At 57.8% G+C, this 15,836-nt stretch carries 14 protein-coding genes; 10 read left to right on the top strand and 4 right to left on the bottom strand.

The features are described 5' to 3' along the window. The first annotated feature begins 103 nt into the window (after positions 1–103). Both PbB2_RS03495 and PbB2_RS03490 read left to right on the top strand, forming a co-directional pair. Positions 104–1,111 carry an NADP-dependent oxidoreductase gene (locus tag PbB2_RS03495; protein ID WP_108983933.1) on the top strand — a complete coding sequence of 336 codons (1,008 nt, stop codon included), beginning with the start codon at positions 104–106 and terminating at the stop codon, positions 1,109–1,111. Positions 1,112–1,335: 224 nt separating this feature from the next. Next, the gene (locus PbB2_RS03490; RefSeq protein WP_108983932.1) at positions 1,336–2,226 is read left to right on the top strand and encodes a cobalamin biosynthesis protein CbiG; all 891 of its coding nucleotides are present in this window, start codon (positions 1,336–1,338) and stop codon (positions 2,224–2,226) included. Between the two features lie 257 nt (positions 2,227–2,483). Here PbB2_RS03490 and PbB2_RS03485 read toward each other — a convergent pair whose 3' ends face one another. The 3 genes from PbB2_RS03485 to PbB2_RS03475 are packed head-to-tail and all read right to left on the bottom strand — an operon-like array spanning position 2,484 to position 4,450. After that, the gene (locus PbB2_RS03485) at positions 2,484–2,774 is read right to left on the bottom strand and encodes a hypothetical protein (protein ID WP_108983931.1); all 291 of its coding nucleotides are present in this window, start codon (positions 2,772–2,774) and stop codon (positions 2,484–2,486) included. Next, a complete protein-coding gene (locus PbB2_RS03480; protein ID WP_108983930.1) occupies positions 2,774–4,153 on the bottom strand; it encodes an MATE family efflux transporter in 1,380 nt (459 codons plus the stop codon). The genes PbB2_RS03485 and PbB2_RS03480 overlap by 1 nt, the downstream gene beginning before the upstream one ends. A 3-nt stretch (positions 4,154–4,156) precedes the next feature. Further along, positions 4,157–4,450, bottom strand: coding sequence for a PIN domain-containing protein (locus tag PbB2_RS03475; RefSeq protein WP_108983929.1), 294 nt, complete (start codon positions 4,448–4,450; stop codon positions 4,157–4,159). A 71-nt stretch (positions 4,451–4,521) separates the two neighbouring features. Here PbB2_RS03475 and PbB2_RS03470 point away from each other — a divergent pair, with 71 nt between their 5' ends. The 4 genes from PbB2_RS03470 to PbB2_RS03455 all read left to right on the top strand — a co-directional run bounded on the left by PbB2_RS03470 (position 4,522) and on the right by PbB2_RS03455 (position 9,024). Beyond that, positions 4,522–5,172 (top strand): ribonuclease HII, encoded by a 651-nt coding sequence (locus PbB2_RS03470; RefSeq protein ID WP_108983928.1) that lies wholly within the window; start codon positions 4,522–4,524, stop codon positions 5,170–5,172. Between the two features lie 104 nt (positions 5,173–5,276). Next, complete coding sequence (locus PbB2_RS03465) at positions 5,277–5,699, top strand: hypothetical protein (protein ID WP_238164834.1); 423 nt, start codon at positions 5,277–5,279, stop codon at positions 5,697–5,699. Positions 5,700–5,918: 219 nt separating this feature from the next. After that, entirely contained in the window at positions 5,919–7,001 is a 1,083-nt protein-coding gene (locus tag PbB2_RS03460) for a site-specific DNA-methyltransferase (protein ID WP_108983927.1), read from the top strand. A gap of 61 nt (positions 7,002–7,062) precedes the next feature. Next, positions 7,063–9,024 carry a sensor histidine kinase gene (locus PbB2_RS03455; protein WP_108983926.1) on the top strand — a complete coding sequence of 654 codons (1,962 nt, stop codon included), beginning with the start codon at positions 7,063–7,065 and terminating at the stop codon, positions 9,022–9,024. Between the two features lie 14 nt (positions 9,025–9,038). Here PbB2_RS03455 and mutY read toward each other — a convergent pair whose 3' ends face one another. After that, positions 9,039–10,133 (bottom strand): A/G-specific adenine glycosylase, encoded by a 1,095-nt coding sequence (mutY, locus tag PbB2_RS03450; RefSeq protein ID WP_108983925.1) that lies wholly within the window; start codon positions 10,131–10,133, stop codon positions 9,039–9,041. Positions 10,134–10,209: 76 nt separating this feature from the next. Here mutY and PbB2_RS03445 point away from each other — a divergent pair, with 76 nt between their 5' ends. The 4 genes from PbB2_RS03445 to PbB2_RS03430 all read left to right on the top strand — a co-directional run bounded on the left by PbB2_RS03445 (position 10,210) and on the right by PbB2_RS03430 (position 15,787). Continuing rightward, positions 10,210–10,764, top strand: coding sequence for a DciA family protein (locus tag PbB2_RS03445; RefSeq protein ID WP_192576142.1), 555 nt, complete (start codon positions 10,210–10,212; stop codon positions 10,762–10,764). A 104-nt stretch (positions 10,765–10,868) separates the two neighbouring features. Then, positions 10,869–11,546 (top strand): DsbA family protein, encoded by a 678-nt coding sequence (locus tag PbB2_RS03440; protein WP_192576141.1) that lies wholly within the window; start codon positions 10,869–10,871, stop codon positions 11,544–11,546. A gap of 12 nt (positions 11,547–11,558) precedes the next feature. Continuing rightward, positions 11,559–12,335 (top strand): thioredoxin domain-containing protein, encoded by a 777-nt coding sequence (locus tag PbB2_RS03435; RefSeq protein ID WP_108983922.1) that lies wholly within the window; start codon positions 11,559–11,561, stop codon positions 12,333–12,335. Then, the gene (locus PbB2_RS03430) at positions 12,332–15,787 is read left to right on the top strand and encodes an AAA family ATPase (RefSeq protein ID WP_108983921.1); all 3,456 of its coding nucleotides are present in this window, start codon (positions 12,332–12,334) and stop codon (positions 15,785–15,787) included. The genes PbB2_RS03435 and PbB2_RS03430 overlap by 4 nt, the downstream gene beginning before the upstream one ends. Positions 15,788–15,836 lie beyond the last annotated feature (49 nt).

Genomic DNA, 15,836 nt, shown 5'->3' with positions numbered 1-15,836 from the left:
CCCTTCCATCATGCCGCCTTCGTGCCATCTTGACCGGTCGACGAAAAAAGCCTCAATCAACCACCAACCGGTCAGCCGAGACCGGATCACCAGGGAGACAAACATGCCAGCGATCCAGTCACGCGAAATCCGCCTCAAATCCCGCCCTGAAGGCACCCCAGCAGCCGAAAACTTCGAACTGGCATCTGCTGAGAGCCCAAGCCCCGGCCCAGGCATGGTGCAGGTGCAGAACCTGTGGATGAGCGTGGACCCCTATATGCGCGGCCGCATGTATGATCGGCCAAGTTATGTGCCACCCTTCCAATTGGGTGAAGCACTGCAAGGCCATGCCATTGGCAAAGTGATCGAAAGCGGTGATCCTGATTTTCAGCCCGGCGACATTGTCAGCCATATGCTGGGATGGCGGGAATATGTGACAGGCCCCAAGGCCTTGTTCACCAAGATTGATGCGGCGGGCATTCCGCTGCAAGCATTCTTAGGCGTGATGGGAATGCCCGGCATGACTGCCTATTGTGGCTTCTTGGAAATTGGTGCGCCAAAGCCCGGCGAAACAGTGTTTGTCTCCGGTGCTGCCGGGGCTGTGGGATCGCTGGTCTGCCAGATTGCCAAGATCAAAGGCTGCAAGGTGGTGGCATCGTGCGGGTCTGATGAGAAAGCAGCCCGGCTAAAGAGTGTGGGGGTTGATCACGTGGTCAATTACAAGACTGCACCAGACCTACTGGCTGCCGTTCGCGCGGCCGCCCCGCAAGGGATCGACATTTATTTTGACAATGTCGGGGGCGAACATCTGGAAGTTGCCCTCGAATTGGCGCGTCCCGGCGGCCGCTTTGCTGAGTGCGGCATGATCAGCCAATATAATGCGACCGAACCCACGCCCGGACCGCGCAATCTTGTCTATATCGTTGGAAAAAGCCTGAAAGTTCAGGGCTTTATCGTGTCTAATTACGCCAGCATGCAGGGCCAATTCCTGTCAGAAATGGGCGGTTGGATCAAGGCTGGCAAAATCAGGTGGGAAGAAACCGTGATGGAGGGCATCGCCAAAGCACCCGAGGCCTTTATTGGACTATTCAGCGGGGCCAATGCCGGCAAGATGTTGGTCAAGCTCGCTTAGGCGGCCTTCAAGCCAAATTTGCAATCAACAACCAAGGTGCGCGGTCTGGTTCGTTTTGAGCCCACTGCGCACCAAGCCCACCAGCGCCTATATACCTCTAACGCCTTGATACTGTGTTTTGTCGCTCAAACCTGCAGAAATCTTGGGTGACGCAGAGGTGCAGGGCCTGTAGAAGCCCCGCTTCGATTCACGCGCTGGCATAAACCAGAATAGGAAAGACCCCGATGAGCCGCCTTTTCGACAATTATGTGATGGTAGACTGGTCGGCAGCGGCCAAGCCCGCCACTGGGGCGGACTCGATCTGGATTGGGACATTGCGCCGGGATGTGCGGCTGCAATTGCGGTTTGAGGCGCAAAATCCACCGACCCGCAAAGCTGCCTTCGACGCCTTGACCGCCCTACTGGCTGATTTTGACAAGCGCGGGGATCGCACCTTGATCGGGTTTGACTTTCCGCTTGGCTATCCCGAAGGCACCGCGGCTGCTTTGAAGTTTGATGGTCCGGCCTGGGCCAGCATGCATCAGTTTTTGGCAAAAGAAATCAAAGACAAGCCAGATAATGCCAATAATCGCTTCCAAGTTGCAGCCATGATGAATCGGCTGATTTCGGGCGGGCCCTTCCCGTTCTGGGGCTGTCCGCCACGCGATGTGCTGACCACGCTGCAATCAAAAAAGACCCGGCCGCATGGCCCAGGCGATGTGCCAGAGCATCGCCGTGCAGAGCTTGCCGCCAAAGGGGCGAGCCCGATCTGGAAGCTTTATACTGCGGGATCGGTTGGCTCACAGGCCTTGACGGGAATCCCCGTGGTCAAGAAGCTGCGGGATCAGCGCGCCGACGCCCGTATTTGGCCGTTTGAAACCGGTTATCGGGGATTAACGCGGGACGATCTGGCTGAGGTTCGCATCCTATTGGCCGAAATCTATCCGTCCATGGTCAAGGCTGTCCCTGCCGTTGGCGAAGTCAAAGACCTGGCCCAAGTCCGCGCCATTGCCGAACATTTCGCGGCTCTGGATGAGGCTGGCAAGCTGGCAGCTTCCTTCGGCCCGGCCAAAGGCATGGCTGAAGCCGACATCGCTGCGGTGGAGCAAGAAGAAGGCTGGATCCTCGGCGTCTAGGCCCGCTCAGGCTTTTCTGAACTGGGCGTGCTGAGCAGAAAGCGGGGACCTCGTGGGACTTTGCGGCACAAGGTCCCGGATCGGCTTCGCCATCCGGGATGACACGCCTTTGTATAAAATGACACAACGAAACAGTGGCATCCCCGCCGAAGCGCAGCAGAAAGCGGGGACCTTATCGCGCGTGGCAGACCAATCGATCCCTCACCTCAAAATCTGGGAGATCACTCTGGTTCACAAAAGCCACAGAGCGGCCCGCCCTAGCGGCGCAGGACCCAGCCGACCACCGCCCCGCCAACAATCGATGCAGCCCCATAGAGCGTCCAATGGGCCGTCTGACCTGGATTAATCACGGCAAAACACGCAATCGGCAGCAAGGCAGCCGCACTGCCCAATAGGCCTAGGAACAATGTTGCCCCAGTGGTCCGCAATTGTCGCTTACCAAATGTCCGCACCTTGCCCCCCTCAATCTGTCCTGAAACCGAACAATTGCTGATCTTGGAACCCTTACCAGCAAGTCTTATTCCAGAGCGCGTGGCCAGAGGCGACATCAGGCTTTCGGTGACTCATCCACAATTGTGGGCAGCGAGACTGCCTGAATAGGTCCGAGGAGCATCAAGCGGGCGATGAGAATGCCCGCGGATATTACGCTGGCAATGGCAACTGCTTCCAACAGGCCTCGTGCGCCCCGCCCAAGATGCAGACAAAGGAACCAGCCCAAAGGAGACATGATCAGGACATAAGAGACAAAATGACTGGCCGTTGGAAACCAAGGCTTGCCCAAGGCCCGCAGCGCTTGGGCGGCAACCACTTGGAGAAAATCCGGTACCGCCATCAGCCAAACCAGACCGACCAAAGCGGCCCCATAGGCGACCAAGGCAGGGTCTTGGGTAAAAGCTGATGCGATGGGATGGGCAAAGAGCCATGTCGTCAGGGCAAACAAGGCAGCATAACCTCCCGACAGCCCCAGTCCGATCCAAGCGACCCGGCGGGCTCCCACCATGTCGCCCGCACCGCGCGCATTTGAGGCAATGACCGCGGTGGCCGAGGCAATCCCCATGGCGGGCATGAAGCCAATCGACATGATATTCATCACAATGTTGAAGGCGCCGACTTGGACCACGCCGGCAATGCCAGCAATGATGGTCAACACATTGAAAGAGCCAGCCTCGAGAACGCCGCTACCAGCCGCCGAAAGGCCAATGGAGATTTGTTCGCGCGCTTCACCCGGTGCGGCCTGTGTTGACAGGTCGAGAAAGCCAAATTGGGCCGCATCTGGCATGTTCAACAACCAGAATAATGCACCACCGGCCAAAAAGAGCCGGGCGGCCAGCGTCGCCCAAGCAGCCCCATCGGCTCCCAGCCCCGGTACCAGGAGGAGGCCAACGACGAGATTGATCACATTTGCCCCGGCCATCAGCGCCAGCGCAACTTTTGGACGCGACAAGGCTTCAAGCGTTTTCGCACACGTTAGATAAACAGCATTGGGCAATAGGCTGAGACCCAAGATCGCGGCGCATGAGGCTGCACCCGCTGCCAGATCGGCCTTTTGCCCTAAATGAGTCAGCGCCCACAGCGCACCAAAATGCAGAAGGAACCCCAGCCCGACCCCCATGATCAGGGCGGTGAGAATGCCACGCCGCCAAATCAGACCAATGGCGCGAGGGTTATCTTGCCCGAACCGGCGCGCTGCCAGCACTTGCACCCCAACCAGAAGGCCGATCGTGGCCACCATGGCGGTGCCATTCAAGCTCCAAGCCAAGGCCAGTTCAGCCAACTCATTGGCGGAGTGACGACCAACCAAAATGGCATCGACCAAGCCCATCAGCATGACAAGCACGTTCGATCCGGCCACAGGGCCAGCCAGTAGAAGCAATTTTTTGAGCAGCCCACCTTGCGGCAAAGCTGCCGCATCGGGGGCAGAAGTCATGATTTATCGGCGTCCTGACACCATCTTAGAGCGCGCCCACTGACGGCACTCATCGGCGACCTCAAAGGCAGAGCGAATCTGCGCCTCACCTGGCATTTGAGGATGAATATGGGTTGCAGCATCAACCGCCTGCTTGAAGGCAATCTCGGCAGCCCCAATTTGGCCCGAGCGCAAATAGGCCCAAGCCTCGATCAGCGAGGGGGCAATCGGATCACGCGCCAAAAGGGTGAAAAACGGTTCATCGGTTTCTGCCTTGGAATAGGCATCAAACTCACTGGGCTCAATTTTGCTGCTCATGGCTTTATCCTGTCCGAAGCACTAACCATAGCAATCCCGGTGCGAGAAGATAGGGGGCTGCTGCCGGGGAAATGCGAAATCCTATCCGAATCCCCGCTTATGTTGCAGCCATGCCAGACCTTAGCCTTGAAGCTTTATATGCTGCCCAAATTGGCGTGTCGCTGAGAGCCGTCTGCGGCATTGATGAAGCCGGTCGCGGCCCATGGGCGGGGCCGGTTGCTGCTGCAGCTGTCATTTTGGATCCAGATGATATGCCTGAGGGAATTGATGATTCAAAGCGGCTGACTGAAGCAGCTCGTGATGGGTTAGCACACACCATTCGTGCACAGGCGAAGGCTTATGCCTGTGTCATGATAGGCCCAGATGAGATTGATCAAACCAATATTCTGGCGGCCACGATGAAAGCCATGCGGCTGGCGGTTGAGGCCTTGCCAATCACGCCTGAACTTGCCCTTGTTGATGGGAATAAGACCCCAGATCTGAACATGGCGTGCCGAGCCATTGTTGGTGGGGATCACAAATCCCTGTCGATCGCGGCCGCCTCTATCCTGGCCAAAGTCGAGCGAGATCAGCAGATGCAGGCCGCAGATGCGCTTTATCCCGGCTATGGCTTTGCCCAACACAAGGGCTATGGCACCAAGGCCCATTTAGAGGCGCTGCGAAAGCTCGGTCCCTGCCCGCTCCACCGGCTGAGCTACAAACCAGTTGCGGCCATATTGTAGGATTTCCAACATTAAAGTTCCGCAAGCATGCCAGCTTGGCCAACGGAACTGCTTCAGATCATGCGTTTCTCATCTCGACGGGACCCAACCAATGGAGATGAAAAATGAAAGCTGTTTCAGCCAAATTTGCAGCCGCAGCGACATGCGTCATGCTGGCAATCACATGTGCGCCTGTCTTTGCAAAAGATCGCGACAATAACCCACCAGGTCCTGCTGGCGGGCGTGGCACCAATTGGGAAAATCTACCGGGCCCACGTGGCGGCCCCGGTGCCTCGCCCGACCGGCTGTATCGCTACAGAGGCGCAGCCTATGTCTTCAAGCCTTATCATCAAGGCTATTATTTCAACGCGCGCTTTGGCTATTGGCATCCCCGATTTGGCTTTTGGAACCAAGTGGCAAAATGCTGGTTCGACAATGACAATAATCCACCCGGACCTGCGGGGGGACCAGGAACCAATTGGGAAAATCCCCCCGGCATGCGGGGCGGCCCCGGAACTTCCCCGGACCGCTATGGCAGATGCCGATAACAATCTGTCCAGCCTGTAGCTTGGCCGCTCAACCCTTGACGTCCTCGCCCTAAATCCACCGCCATAAGCTGCCCTTTGATCGCATCCGGTCAAAGGGCAGCGCTCATGAAAAAATTTTGACTGAAGGATTGCAGAAAAAAAGAATCACTGACTCATTTTGTGAATCCTTTTTTAACCCTAATAGATTCAATTGCCCCCAACACACATGAGGGGCACAACATGTCAGCAGACTATGAAAACCGCATTCTGATCGGCGATAGCATTGAGCTTATGAATTCGCTGCCTGAAGGTTCGGTGGACATGATTTTCGCCGACCCCCCTTATAATCTGCAATTGGGTGGGGACTTAACGCGACCAGATAATTCCAAGGTCGCTGGGGTTGATGATGATTGGGATAAGTTTGCCGATTTTGCCAGCTATGATGCCTTTACCAAGGCTTGGCTGGCTGCCGCACGGCGTTGCCTCTCCGATACCGGCACGATCTGGGTCATTGGCTCTTATCACAACATCTTCCGCGTCGGCGCGACTTTGCAGGATCTCGGCTTCTGGATCTTGAACGACGTGATTTGGCGCAAAACCAATCCGATGCCCAATTTCAAAGGCACACGCTTCCAAAACGCCCATGAAACGATGATCTGGGCCACCAAATCTGCCAATCAAAAGCGTTACACCTTCAATTATGACGCACTCAAAGTCCTCAATGATGACTTGCAAATGCGTTCGGACTGGTCGATCCCGATCTGCTCAGGCCAAGAGCGTCTGAAAGATGCGACGGGTAAAAAAGTTCATCCAACCCAAAAGCCAGAAGCATTGCTCCATCGGATTTTGATGGCTGCCAGCAAACCGGGCGATCTGATTTTGGACCCCTTCTTTGGCTCGGGCACCACCGGGGCTGTGGCCAAGGCGCTTGGGCGGCGCTGGATCGGTTTGGAGCGCGATGCAGGCTATGCGTTGGCCGCTGAACAACGGATTTCGCGGGTTGAACCTGGCCACCTCGACCATATTGAGGGCATGAAATCAAAGAAGGAAGAAGTTCGCGTTCCCTTTGGTGCCATTGTCGAGCAAGGCTTGCTGCGGGCCGGTGACGCCATTTATTCGCCCCGTGGTGATGTGGCGGCCCGTGTGCGCGCGGATGGTTCGATCATGGCAGGTGAAATGGTCGGTTCAATCCACCGCGTGGGTGCCCAAGTCCAGCACGCCCCAGCCTGCAATGGTTGGACCTATTGGCACTTGCGGACCGACAAGGGTCTGGTGCCGATCGACACCTTGCGGCGCGAGATGCGCGCCCGCATGGCAGCCTGAATCAGTCGACTTGCGCGCAATTCAATCTGAAATCTTAGGTTCATCCTAACCGTGGCGTGATATGGCCCGGAAGATGGGACCTGATGTCGCCTTTACCCGTTCGTCCAGCCTCAGGGCAAGCCTGATGGTGGCAGTGGCCGCCTTTCTGGCACCTATTGCCCTGTTGCTTGCACTGTTTGTGCAAGAACAACAAAAGGCCATCGACTTCGCACGGGCCGAAATCCGCGGCGTCAATATGGCCAAAGCCATTCATGAAGCAGGCCTAAGTCTGTCAGAGGCCATCTATCAAAGCGAGACGACGGGCGCGTTGACGTCTCAGCTATTTTCCGCCGTGACAGACCTCAAGCGCGCTCAAGCCCAATATGGCCAGAGCTTTGGGACCGAAGCTTTGGTTGACCAAGTCAGCGCTGATTTGTTGCAAATTTCAGCCAGTGGGCGGGCAGATATCGGCCCGGTAAACACCATCCGTACCAAGCTGCGTTCATTGAACGTCCAAGTCGGCGATGCGTCCAACCTCATTCTCGATCCTGAACTTGATTCCTATTATTTGATGGATTTGCTGATCGTCCGATTTCCCGAAACCTCAGCCATCCTGAACGCAAAAGCAGCCGCTTTGGGATTTTTCAAAAGCGCCGACAAGTCGCAAGTCACAACCGATGGGCACGAACTCCTACGACTGGGTGGTGGCTATCGTGTGGCGATCAGCCAGTTGGAAGATTCCGCAGCCTCGGCTCTGCGTCATTCACACAATTCAGCCCGGCTTGGCATTTTCCAAAATGAGTTTGCCGAAACCATCCGAACGCTCGACCGCTTGGACATCTATACCCGCCGTCTGTCCGACCAAGATGAGCCATTCAACAATCAAGTTGCCGTCGCCCTCGAATGGCAAGCGCGCAAGCAATTGCACGATGTGACCATGATTGCGGCTGACGAACTCAAGGAATTGTTAGAGGCCCGCATTGTTCGGCTGGAAACTGCGCGCAACCGTTCCTTGCTGGCAACGCTGGTGCTCTTTGGTGTGGCGCTGGTCTTTGTTTTTGCTTTCTTGCGCCGACGTGTCACCCAGCCTTTGACCATACTAACCCAGACAGCCGACCAATTTGCTGCTGGTGACCTCAGCGCGGCCACGCCGCTTCAGGATCGTGCCGATGAAGTCGGTGCGCTTGCACGTGCCTTTGAAAGACTGCGCTTAGAGGCCATGGGCCGGATTGAAGCCGAAAGCGAGCGCGCACGCGCTGTGGCGGCCAATAAAGCCAAATCCGCCTTCCTCGCCATGATGAGCCATGAGTTCCGCACCCCGCTCAATGCCGTCATCGGCTATGCTGAAATCCTGGAAGAAGATCTCCAAGGCAAAAACCTTGAGCAAAGCCGCAACGATGCGGCCCGCATCCGCAGCGCCGGGACCCATCTCCTGGGCGTCATCAACCAAGTCCTTGATCTGTCCAAAATCGAAGCCGGCTCGATGGAAACGGAGGCCATCGCCTATTCCCCCGCTGAGATTTTGCAAGAAGTAGGTGACACGATACGCCCCATTCTGGAGGCACGGGGCAATGTTTTGGCACTGCAGGCCGCGCCAATCGAGGAGGCGTGGGGTGATCCCACCCGTCTTCGTCAATGTCTTTACAATCTAGCCGCCAATGCGGCCAAATTTACAGATCATGGCGTGGTCAGCCTGTCGGTACACAAGCGTGACCAAGTCCTGGTGTTTCAAGTCAAAGATACCGGCATAGGCATGTCTGCTGACCAGATTGATCGCATCTTTGAGCCTTTTGTGCAGGGGGATGATTCAACGACTCGCAAGTTTGGTGGTACGGGTCTTGGCTTGGCCATCACGCGCAAACTGGCCCGCCTGATGGGGGGAGATGTCTCTGTTACCAGCCAAGAGCATGTTGGTTCGTCCTTTGAGCTGACCATTTTGCATCGGATGCCACACGGTGATGAAGCCCGCACCCCGGCTGAAAAACCTCCCACCCTGACCGACGGGGCGGATGATTATGGTCTCGACTTGGTCGACGTGGCCTGAGGCATGGAACTGGCCTACCCGCCTTGATGGGCTTTCAAGGCTTCCAATCCAGAATCTATGATTTTGCGCATGACCCTTGGCAGGGCGGCCGCCCCAGTCTCAGACAAAGCCAAAACCTGATGATCAGGCAGCTCAATCCGATGCAGGATGCGTGTGGCGGCAACACATACCTGCAGATCAAAATGGGTGAAGACGTGTCGGATATTTTCGCCGTACACCCACCTGTGCTCTAAGCCCAGCCAATGGGGTGGGGCAAACGTGGCCTGGGTTGGATCATCGTGCCAGGCTGAGCCTGGTATCTCGAGCATGCCCCCCAAAAGCCCCCGGTCGGGCCGCCGCCGCACCACCAACCCATCGGGCGTTACAATCACATAGGCCCAGCCAAACCGGCGAGGTTTGGCCTTTTTGCTTTGCTTCTTTGGATATGATTCTGCCTCATCTGCCTGATAGGCCTGACAGAGATCTTGCAACGGGCAGATCAGACAATTTGGCTTGCGCGGGGTGCAGACCCCTGCCCCCAGATCCATCAAGGCTTGCGCAAAATCGCCGGGGCGATGGGGGTCGGCAAGTTTAGCGGCTTGTGTTCGAAACACCGGCTTGGCGGCCGGGAGCGCTTGGTCAATCTTCCACAAGCGCGACAAAACACGCTCAACATTGCCATCAACGGGGACAACAGGCTGGTCAAACGCGATGGCAGCAACCGCAGCCGCGGTGTAAGGCCCAATTCCGGGGATCTCCAAAAGGCCAGCTACATCACGAGGAAATGTCGAGCGGGACGCCAAGGCCTTTGCCCCGGCATGAAGATTGCGCGCACGGGCATAATAGCCAAGCCCGGCCCACAACCCGAGAACTTGGTCGAGCGGCGCTGAGGCCAAGTCCTCCAACCGCGGAAACTTGCGCAGAAAAGTCTCAAAATAGGGCTTTACCGTAACCACAGTCGTCTGTTGCAACATGATTTCGGATAACCAAACATGATAGGGATCGGGGGCGTGGCCGCGCTGGCGGTCAGCTGGGGCGACCCGCCACGGTAAGTCACGGGCGGCCTTATCATACCAGTCGAGCAGACTGAGGCGCAGGCGCTGGCGTATGGCTTGAGGATCGGGGCTCATCAGCTTGCTCTAACGGCTTTGCAGGCCGATGACATCACCCCCTCGCAGAGGCACGCGCAATCGGTTAAGCAAGGCCATGGCTCGCTTGCCCCCGCCCCCACCTCTGCCCGAACGGTCCAGCCTGGCTTTGGACCCTGCCTATGAAGCCGCCGCAACCGCATGGCTTTCAGCCCGGCGTGGCAAGGCCGTATGGTCTGGTCCGCCTCCTATCGCCCGGATGATTGAAAATCTGATCCCCCCCGATCAGCGCAAGGGCGGCATGACGGTGAAGGAATTGCAAAGCCGGTGGCGCGATGTGGTGGGTGAAAAACTTGCCTGTATCTGCCAGCCCGACGCCATCAAAGGGGAAACCTTGGTTGTCCGCGTGGTGGCAGCCGCTGCCCCCTTATTGGCGATGCGGACGAATGAGATTGTGGGGCTTGTGCGCCTGGCCGGAGCCAGCCGCATCCGCAAACTCTCGCTCGTTCGTGGCCCATTGCTGTCGCGCGCCCAAGCAAAAAGCGCCCGCACGCAGCGAAAATTGACCGCAACAGAACAGCGCAAACTGGACGAACAACTTGAACAGGTCAGCCAACCGGGTTTGAAAGCAGCTTTGGCGCGTTTGGCAGAAGCAACTGCCCATCTTGATTGATGCATGGCCGAGCCCCCTTTGCCTCTGCCTCAAGAGGCGCTAACGACAACAGGAACATGGCCTTTCCCGGCCCCGGACGGGCAGGCCCAATAGGAGTGATCGGAATGTCTTTTCATTTTCCCCGACTGGGTCTTGCGGCGGCAAGTGCTGTGATGGCAACAGCACTATTGGTAAGCGGCTGTAATTCGGGTGGAGGAGCCGGCGGGGGCAAACCAGCCAGCACGCTGGAAGTAGAGAGTGATCTGCCCATGGGATCGAAAGATGCCAAAGTGGTGCTGGTCGAATATGCCTCTGTCACCTGCCCACATTGTGCGAATTTCCACAAGGAAGTGCTGCCGGTGATCAAGCAGAAATACGTCGACACCGGTAAGGTGCGCTATATTTTTCGCGAATTCCCGACCCCGCCCTTTGAACTGGCGACCGCTGGCCATTTGATGGCGCGCTGCGCAGGTGGTGACAAGCGTAATCAGATTATCGATGCATTGATGCGTGGCCAGACAGACTGGATCACTCAGGCGTCGGGCCCCTTGGGTGCCAAGCAGGCTTTGTTGAACATTGCCGCATCCGCCGGCATGAGCGAGGCTGAATTCGACACCTGTATGGCCAATGAGAAGCTGTTGAAAACACTCGTCGATATTCGCGATGGCGGGATCAAAGCCGGTGTTGAAGGCACGCCCACATTATTCATCAATGGCGAGCGTTTTGAGGCCCCTGCAGGGCGCGAAATGACAGCCGATGATGTGAGCAAAGGCGTCGACGCCGCTCTCGCTAAGGTTAAGTAAGGGCCTTTGTCCTTGCAGCAGGCCCATCGTCAAAGCCGATCGGACTCAGGCCGCCGCCCGCATGGGCTGGCGGCCCTCTTGGCTGTCATGGGTGTGCTGAGTGCAAGTCTCGCGATGGCCGCCACGCCGGCAAATTCGCCCCCTGGCAGTCTGGGTACGGTCGCGGATTGGCCAATGGGCAGCCCGAACGCCAAAGTGACTTTGATTGAATATGGCAGTCTGGTTTGCCATCATTGTGCGAATTTCAACAATTCTGTCCTGCCCACGATCAAGGCCCGTTATGTCAACACGGGCAAAGTGGCCTATGTGTTTCGCGCGTATCCAACCCAACCGGCCGATTTGGCGTATGGCCTACATGTGCTTGCCCGCTGCGCTGGGCCCACAGGCTATCATGACCTTATCGATGGGTTCTTCCGCCAGCAGGCACAAATCTTTGCAGCGGCGCGATCGGCGGACGGTGCGGTTGGTCTAGTCACGGAAATCGCGGCCAAATCAGGCGGGGTGAGTGCAGACAAGGTGCAAATCTGCTTGCGCAGCGACACGCTGTTCAATGAGATCAACCAACAGGTTGACTCTGGCGATCGGCTTGGCGTGCAAGGCACACCGACATTCTTCATCAAGACGGCCAGAGGTCAAATCCGCCTGGAGGTCGAACCGACTGTCGACAATCTCAGCGCGGCGCTTGATCAGGCGCTGGCCGACGTCACAAAACCCAGCACCACACAAGTCAAAGCAAAGCCGCGCCGTCCTCAACCTCAGACCAAAACTCAGAAAGCCGCGCCGCGATGAAGGTCACTGATTTGCGCGTGGTGGGCTTTAAGTCCTTTGTTGACCCGGTTCACCTCAGGATCGAGCCCGGTTTGACGGGGATTGTCGGGCCCAATGGCTGTGGCAAATCCAATATTCTTGAATCCCTGCGCTGGGTCATGGGGGCGACCTCGGCGCGCGCATTGCGCGGTGGGGAAATGGATGATGTGATCTTTGCCGGGACCGATAAACGGCCTGCCCGTGACATTGCCGAGGTCGTGATCACGCTCGACAATAAGGATGGTCGCGCACCGGCCCCATTTGATCAAGACCCGGTCCTGGAAGTCGCGCGCAAAATCCGCCGGGCGGCCGGATCGACGTTTCGGATCAATGGCAAGGAAGTGCGCGCCCGAGATGTCCAGCTTCTATTTGCCGATGCCTCGACGGGGGCCAATTCACCGGCATTGGTGCGGCAAAACCAAGTCAGTGAGCTGATCAATGCCAAGCCGGAGAACCGACGCCGCATTTTGGAAGAGGCTGCGGGTATCTCAGGCCTCTATACGCGTCGCCATGAAGCCGAACTCAAGCTGCGCGGGGCGCAAACCAATTTGGAGCGTCTTGATGACGTAATCCAAGCCATGCAGGACCAATTGAACGGTCTGCGACGCCAGGCTCGGCAGGCCACAAAATATCGCGCGATTGCCGAAGAAATCCGCACTTTGGAAACCTTCTTATATGCGCAACGTTATTCTGAAGCCCAAGCAGGGCTGCAACACAGCGAAGAGACACTCAAGCAGGCCGACACCGCACTCGCCGATGCGACTTTGGCTGCCAACCGGGCAGCCGCAGCGGCGGAAAACTCCGATGATGCACTGACAGGGCTTCGGGAAGAACAGGCAGTAGCCGAAGCCATTCTGCGCCGCCTTGAAGGTCAAAGGATCGCCTGCGAACGTGATTTACAAGGCGCGCGGGATGCCCTTGCAGCCGCCGAAGCAGATCTGGTGCGCATTCGCAATGATAAAGCGCGCGAACAGACCTTGTTTGAGGATGCGACCCAAAGCCTCGCTCAGGTCAGTGAAGCACTCAACAATTTGCCAGATCGGGCTGCACTAGATGAGACGCTGGCCTCAGCCAGGGCCACTCTGGAGGCTGCCAATCAAGCCCGCGAGACGGTGGAAGCCGATCTGACGGCCGTGATCTCCAAGCGGGCTGCGGCCGTGGCTGAACGCAACGCCCAGAGCCGGGCTTTTGATGATGCCAAGGCACAATTGCGCCGACGCGAGGAAGCACTCACCCGATTAGAGGCCGAGCTTGCCCGCCTCCGTCAAGGCTTGCCAGATGAAGGGGCTTTGGCCATTGCGCGCAAAGAAGCCGAAGCTGTCAGTGATGCGGCAAACGCAGCTGCTGAGCGTGCCGATTTAAGCGAGCGAGAGGCCGAAGATGCGGCCGCCCAAGAAGTAGAAGCCCGCGAAGCCGCCCGTGAGGCACAGAACCAGCTTGATCGCCTGTTGGCCGAGGTCAAGGCGCTGGAAGCCATGGTACGCAAGCCAGCCGCCGGCACTTGGGCAAAAGTCCTCGACTCCATCCGTCCCAAACAGGGGTTTGAGCGCGCCGTGGCGGCAGCCTTTGGCGATGACTTACAAGCCGCCCTGGACCCAAAGGCACCGGCAGTGTGGCTGGGTCAGACTGCACGGGGTTTCAGTTGGCCCACTGGGGTTAGCGCACTCAGCGAATTTGTCGATCAGGCTCCAAGCCAGCTCGAAGCGCGGCTTGAAGCGATTGGCCTGGTCAGTGCCGCACAATTCGACACCATGCTGGATCTGCCTGCCGGGGCGCGTATCGTCACCAAAGACGGTGACATGCGGCGCTGGGACGGTTTTGTCCGGCGCAAGGACGCGGTTTCCTCAGCAGCAGCCGAGCTTGAGCAACGTGCCCGCTTAGAGGCTTTGCAAGCTCAATTACCTGCAGCACAGGAAGCTACACAAGGCTTGGCCAAAGCTGCTGCAGAGGCACGCGCCCGGGCTGATCAAAAGCGGGCTCTGGCCCGTAATGCGCGCGCTGAAGCGCCCCGCGCTTTCGCCGCTGTGGCAGGCGCGCGCGACCGGATCAACAAACTCGAGGCCGATTTTGCCAGGGCGCATGCCGGGGTCGAGCAGGCGCTTGCAAGCGTTGCCGCGGCGCAAGAGGAAAAAGAACAAGCCCGCCTGTTGGTTGAGGTGGCAGAAGAACTTTTGGCCAATCTGCCACCAGAGGAAGATACTGCGGAATTGGATGCCATCCAAGCCAAAGCTCAGGCCGCGCGCGCGGCGGCCAATCATGCGCAAGCAGGCCTCAATCAGGTACTGGCCCGTGCCCAGGCTCGCGACAGCCAAGAATCCAGCCTCATCCGCGATAAAAACTCTTGGCAGACCCGACTCCAAGCCGCAGAAGCCCGGCTCGGCGAACTCGACCGCGAGGCAGAAAAGGCCACTGCGCGCAAGCAGGCCGCCAGTGATGCCCCGGTTGACATTGAAAAGCGTCAGCGCGAATTACTGGCGCAAGTTCCCCCAGCTCAGGCCCGCAAAGCCAAGGCGGATGATGCGCTGGCATCGACAGAATCCAATATCCGCAATTTGCGCGAACAAGATCGTCTGGCCCAACAAGCCCTCTCAGCCGCGCGGGAAACCCGGGCTGCGGCTGCGATCAGATTGGAATCGGCCTCTGAGCGGGTGCAAGAGCTCGGCGAAGAAATACGGCGGGCTTTACAAGTCGATCCAGCAGATTGCGAGCGGCGCGCCCGCGCAGCCTTGGGTGAAGCCTTTGCCACCACCACCATTCAATCAACCGAGGCTCGGCTGTCCAAACTCCTCTATGATCGTGATGCGTTGGGCGGCGTGAACCTGCGGGCCGACGAGGAAGTGGAAGAGCAAGAGGCCCGGCTGTCGGCCCTCATTGCTGATAAAGAGGACCTGACTTCTGCCATCATCAAGCTGCGGGGCGGGGTCGACCAAATCAATGAAGAGGGCAAAGAGCGGCTGGTGGCAGCCTTTGAAACCGTGCATGGCCACTTCCGTGTGCTGTTTGAAGCCCTTTTTGATGGTGGCTCGGCTGAGCTTCGCCTGACCGAAAGCGACGACCCTTTGGGGGGTGGCTTGGAAGTCTATGCCTGCCCACCCGGCAAGAAGCTTCAGAGCCTAAGTCTGATGAGCGGCGGCGAGCAGGCCCTGACCGCATCTGCCTTGATTTTTGCGGTATTCTTGTCAAACCCCGCACCGATTTGCGTGCTGGATGAAGTTGATGCGCCACTGGATGATTCCAATGTCGATCGCTATTGCCGTCTGTTGAACGAGATGCGGCAAAGAACCGAGACCCGCTTCATCGTTATCACCCACCATCCCATCACCATGGCGCGGATGGATCGCTTGTTCGGCGTGACCATGGCCGAGCGGGGCGTTTCTCAATTGGTGAGCGTTGATCTCAGTCGGGCCGAGGCGCTCATCTCCGCCGACGCATGATTCCGTAAGGGCGCAGGAATCATAAGTGATTTTTGAGCGGGCCGTGTTG

The sequence above is a fragment of the Candidatus Phycosocius bacilliformis genome, from assembly GCF_003112735.1.
Classification (GTDB): Bacteria; Pseudomonadota; Alphaproteobacteria; order Caulobacterales; family Aquidulcibacteraceae; genus Aquidulcibacter; species Aquidulcibacter bacilliformis.
Note: the sequence above shows the minus strand (reverse complement) of the source record. Positions and strands in the feature narration are given on the sequence as shown.

Bases quoted from the DNA above. Each gene is read 5' to 3' on its own strand.
- PbB2_RS03445 (WP_192576142.1), top strand. From the start codon at position 10,210: ATGGCTCGCTTGCCCCCGCCCCCACCTCTGCCCGAACGGTCCAGCCTG.
- PbB2_RS03475 (WP_108983929.1), bottom strand. From the start codon at position 4,450: ATGAGCAGCAAAATTGAGCCCAGTGAGTTTGATGCCTATTCCAAGGCA.
- PbB2_RS03430 (WP_108983921.1), top strand. From the start codon at position 12,332: ATGAAGGTCACTGATTTGCGCGTGGTGGGCTTTAAGTCCTTTGTTGAC.
- PbB2_RS03470 (WP_108983928.1), top strand. From the start codon at position 4,522: ATGCGAAATCCTATCCGAATCCCCGCTTATGTTGCAGCCATGCCAGAC.
- mutY (WP_108983925.1), bottom strand. From the start codon at position 10,133: ATGAGCCCCGATCCTCAAGCCATACGCCAGCGCCTGCGCCTCAGTCTG.
- PbB2_RS03460 (WP_108983927.1), top strand. From the start codon at position 5,919: ATGTCAGCAGACTATGAAAACCGCATTCTGATCGGCGATAGCATTGAG.
- PbB2_RS03455 (WP_108983926.1), top strand. From the start codon at position 7,063: ATGGCCCGGAAGATGGGACCTGATGTCGCCTTTACCCGTTCGTCCAGC.
- PbB2_RS03495 (WP_108983933.1), top strand. From the start codon at position 104: ATGCCAGCGATCCAGTCACGCGAAATCCGCCTCAAATCCCGCCCTGAA.
- PbB2_RS03465 (WP_238164834.1), top strand. From the start codon at position 5,277: ATGAAAGCTGTTTCAGCCAAATTTGCAGCCGCAGCGACATGCGTCATG.
- PbB2_RS03440 (WP_192576141.1), top strand. From the start codon at position 10,869: ATGTCTTTTCATTTTCCCCGACTGGGTCTTGCGGCGGCAAGTGCTGTG.
- PbB2_RS03490 (WP_108983932.1), top strand. From the start codon at position 1,336: ATGAGCCGCCTTTTCGACAATTATGTGATGGTAGACTGGTCGGCAGCG.
- PbB2_RS03485 (WP_108983931.1), bottom strand. From the start codon at position 2,774: ATGTCGCCTCTGGCCACGCGCTCTGGAATAAGACTTGCTGGTAAGGGT.
- PbB2_RS03480 (WP_108983930.1), bottom strand. From the start codon at position 4,153: ATGACTTCTGCCCCCGATGCGGCAGCTTTGCCGCAAGGTGGGCTGCTC.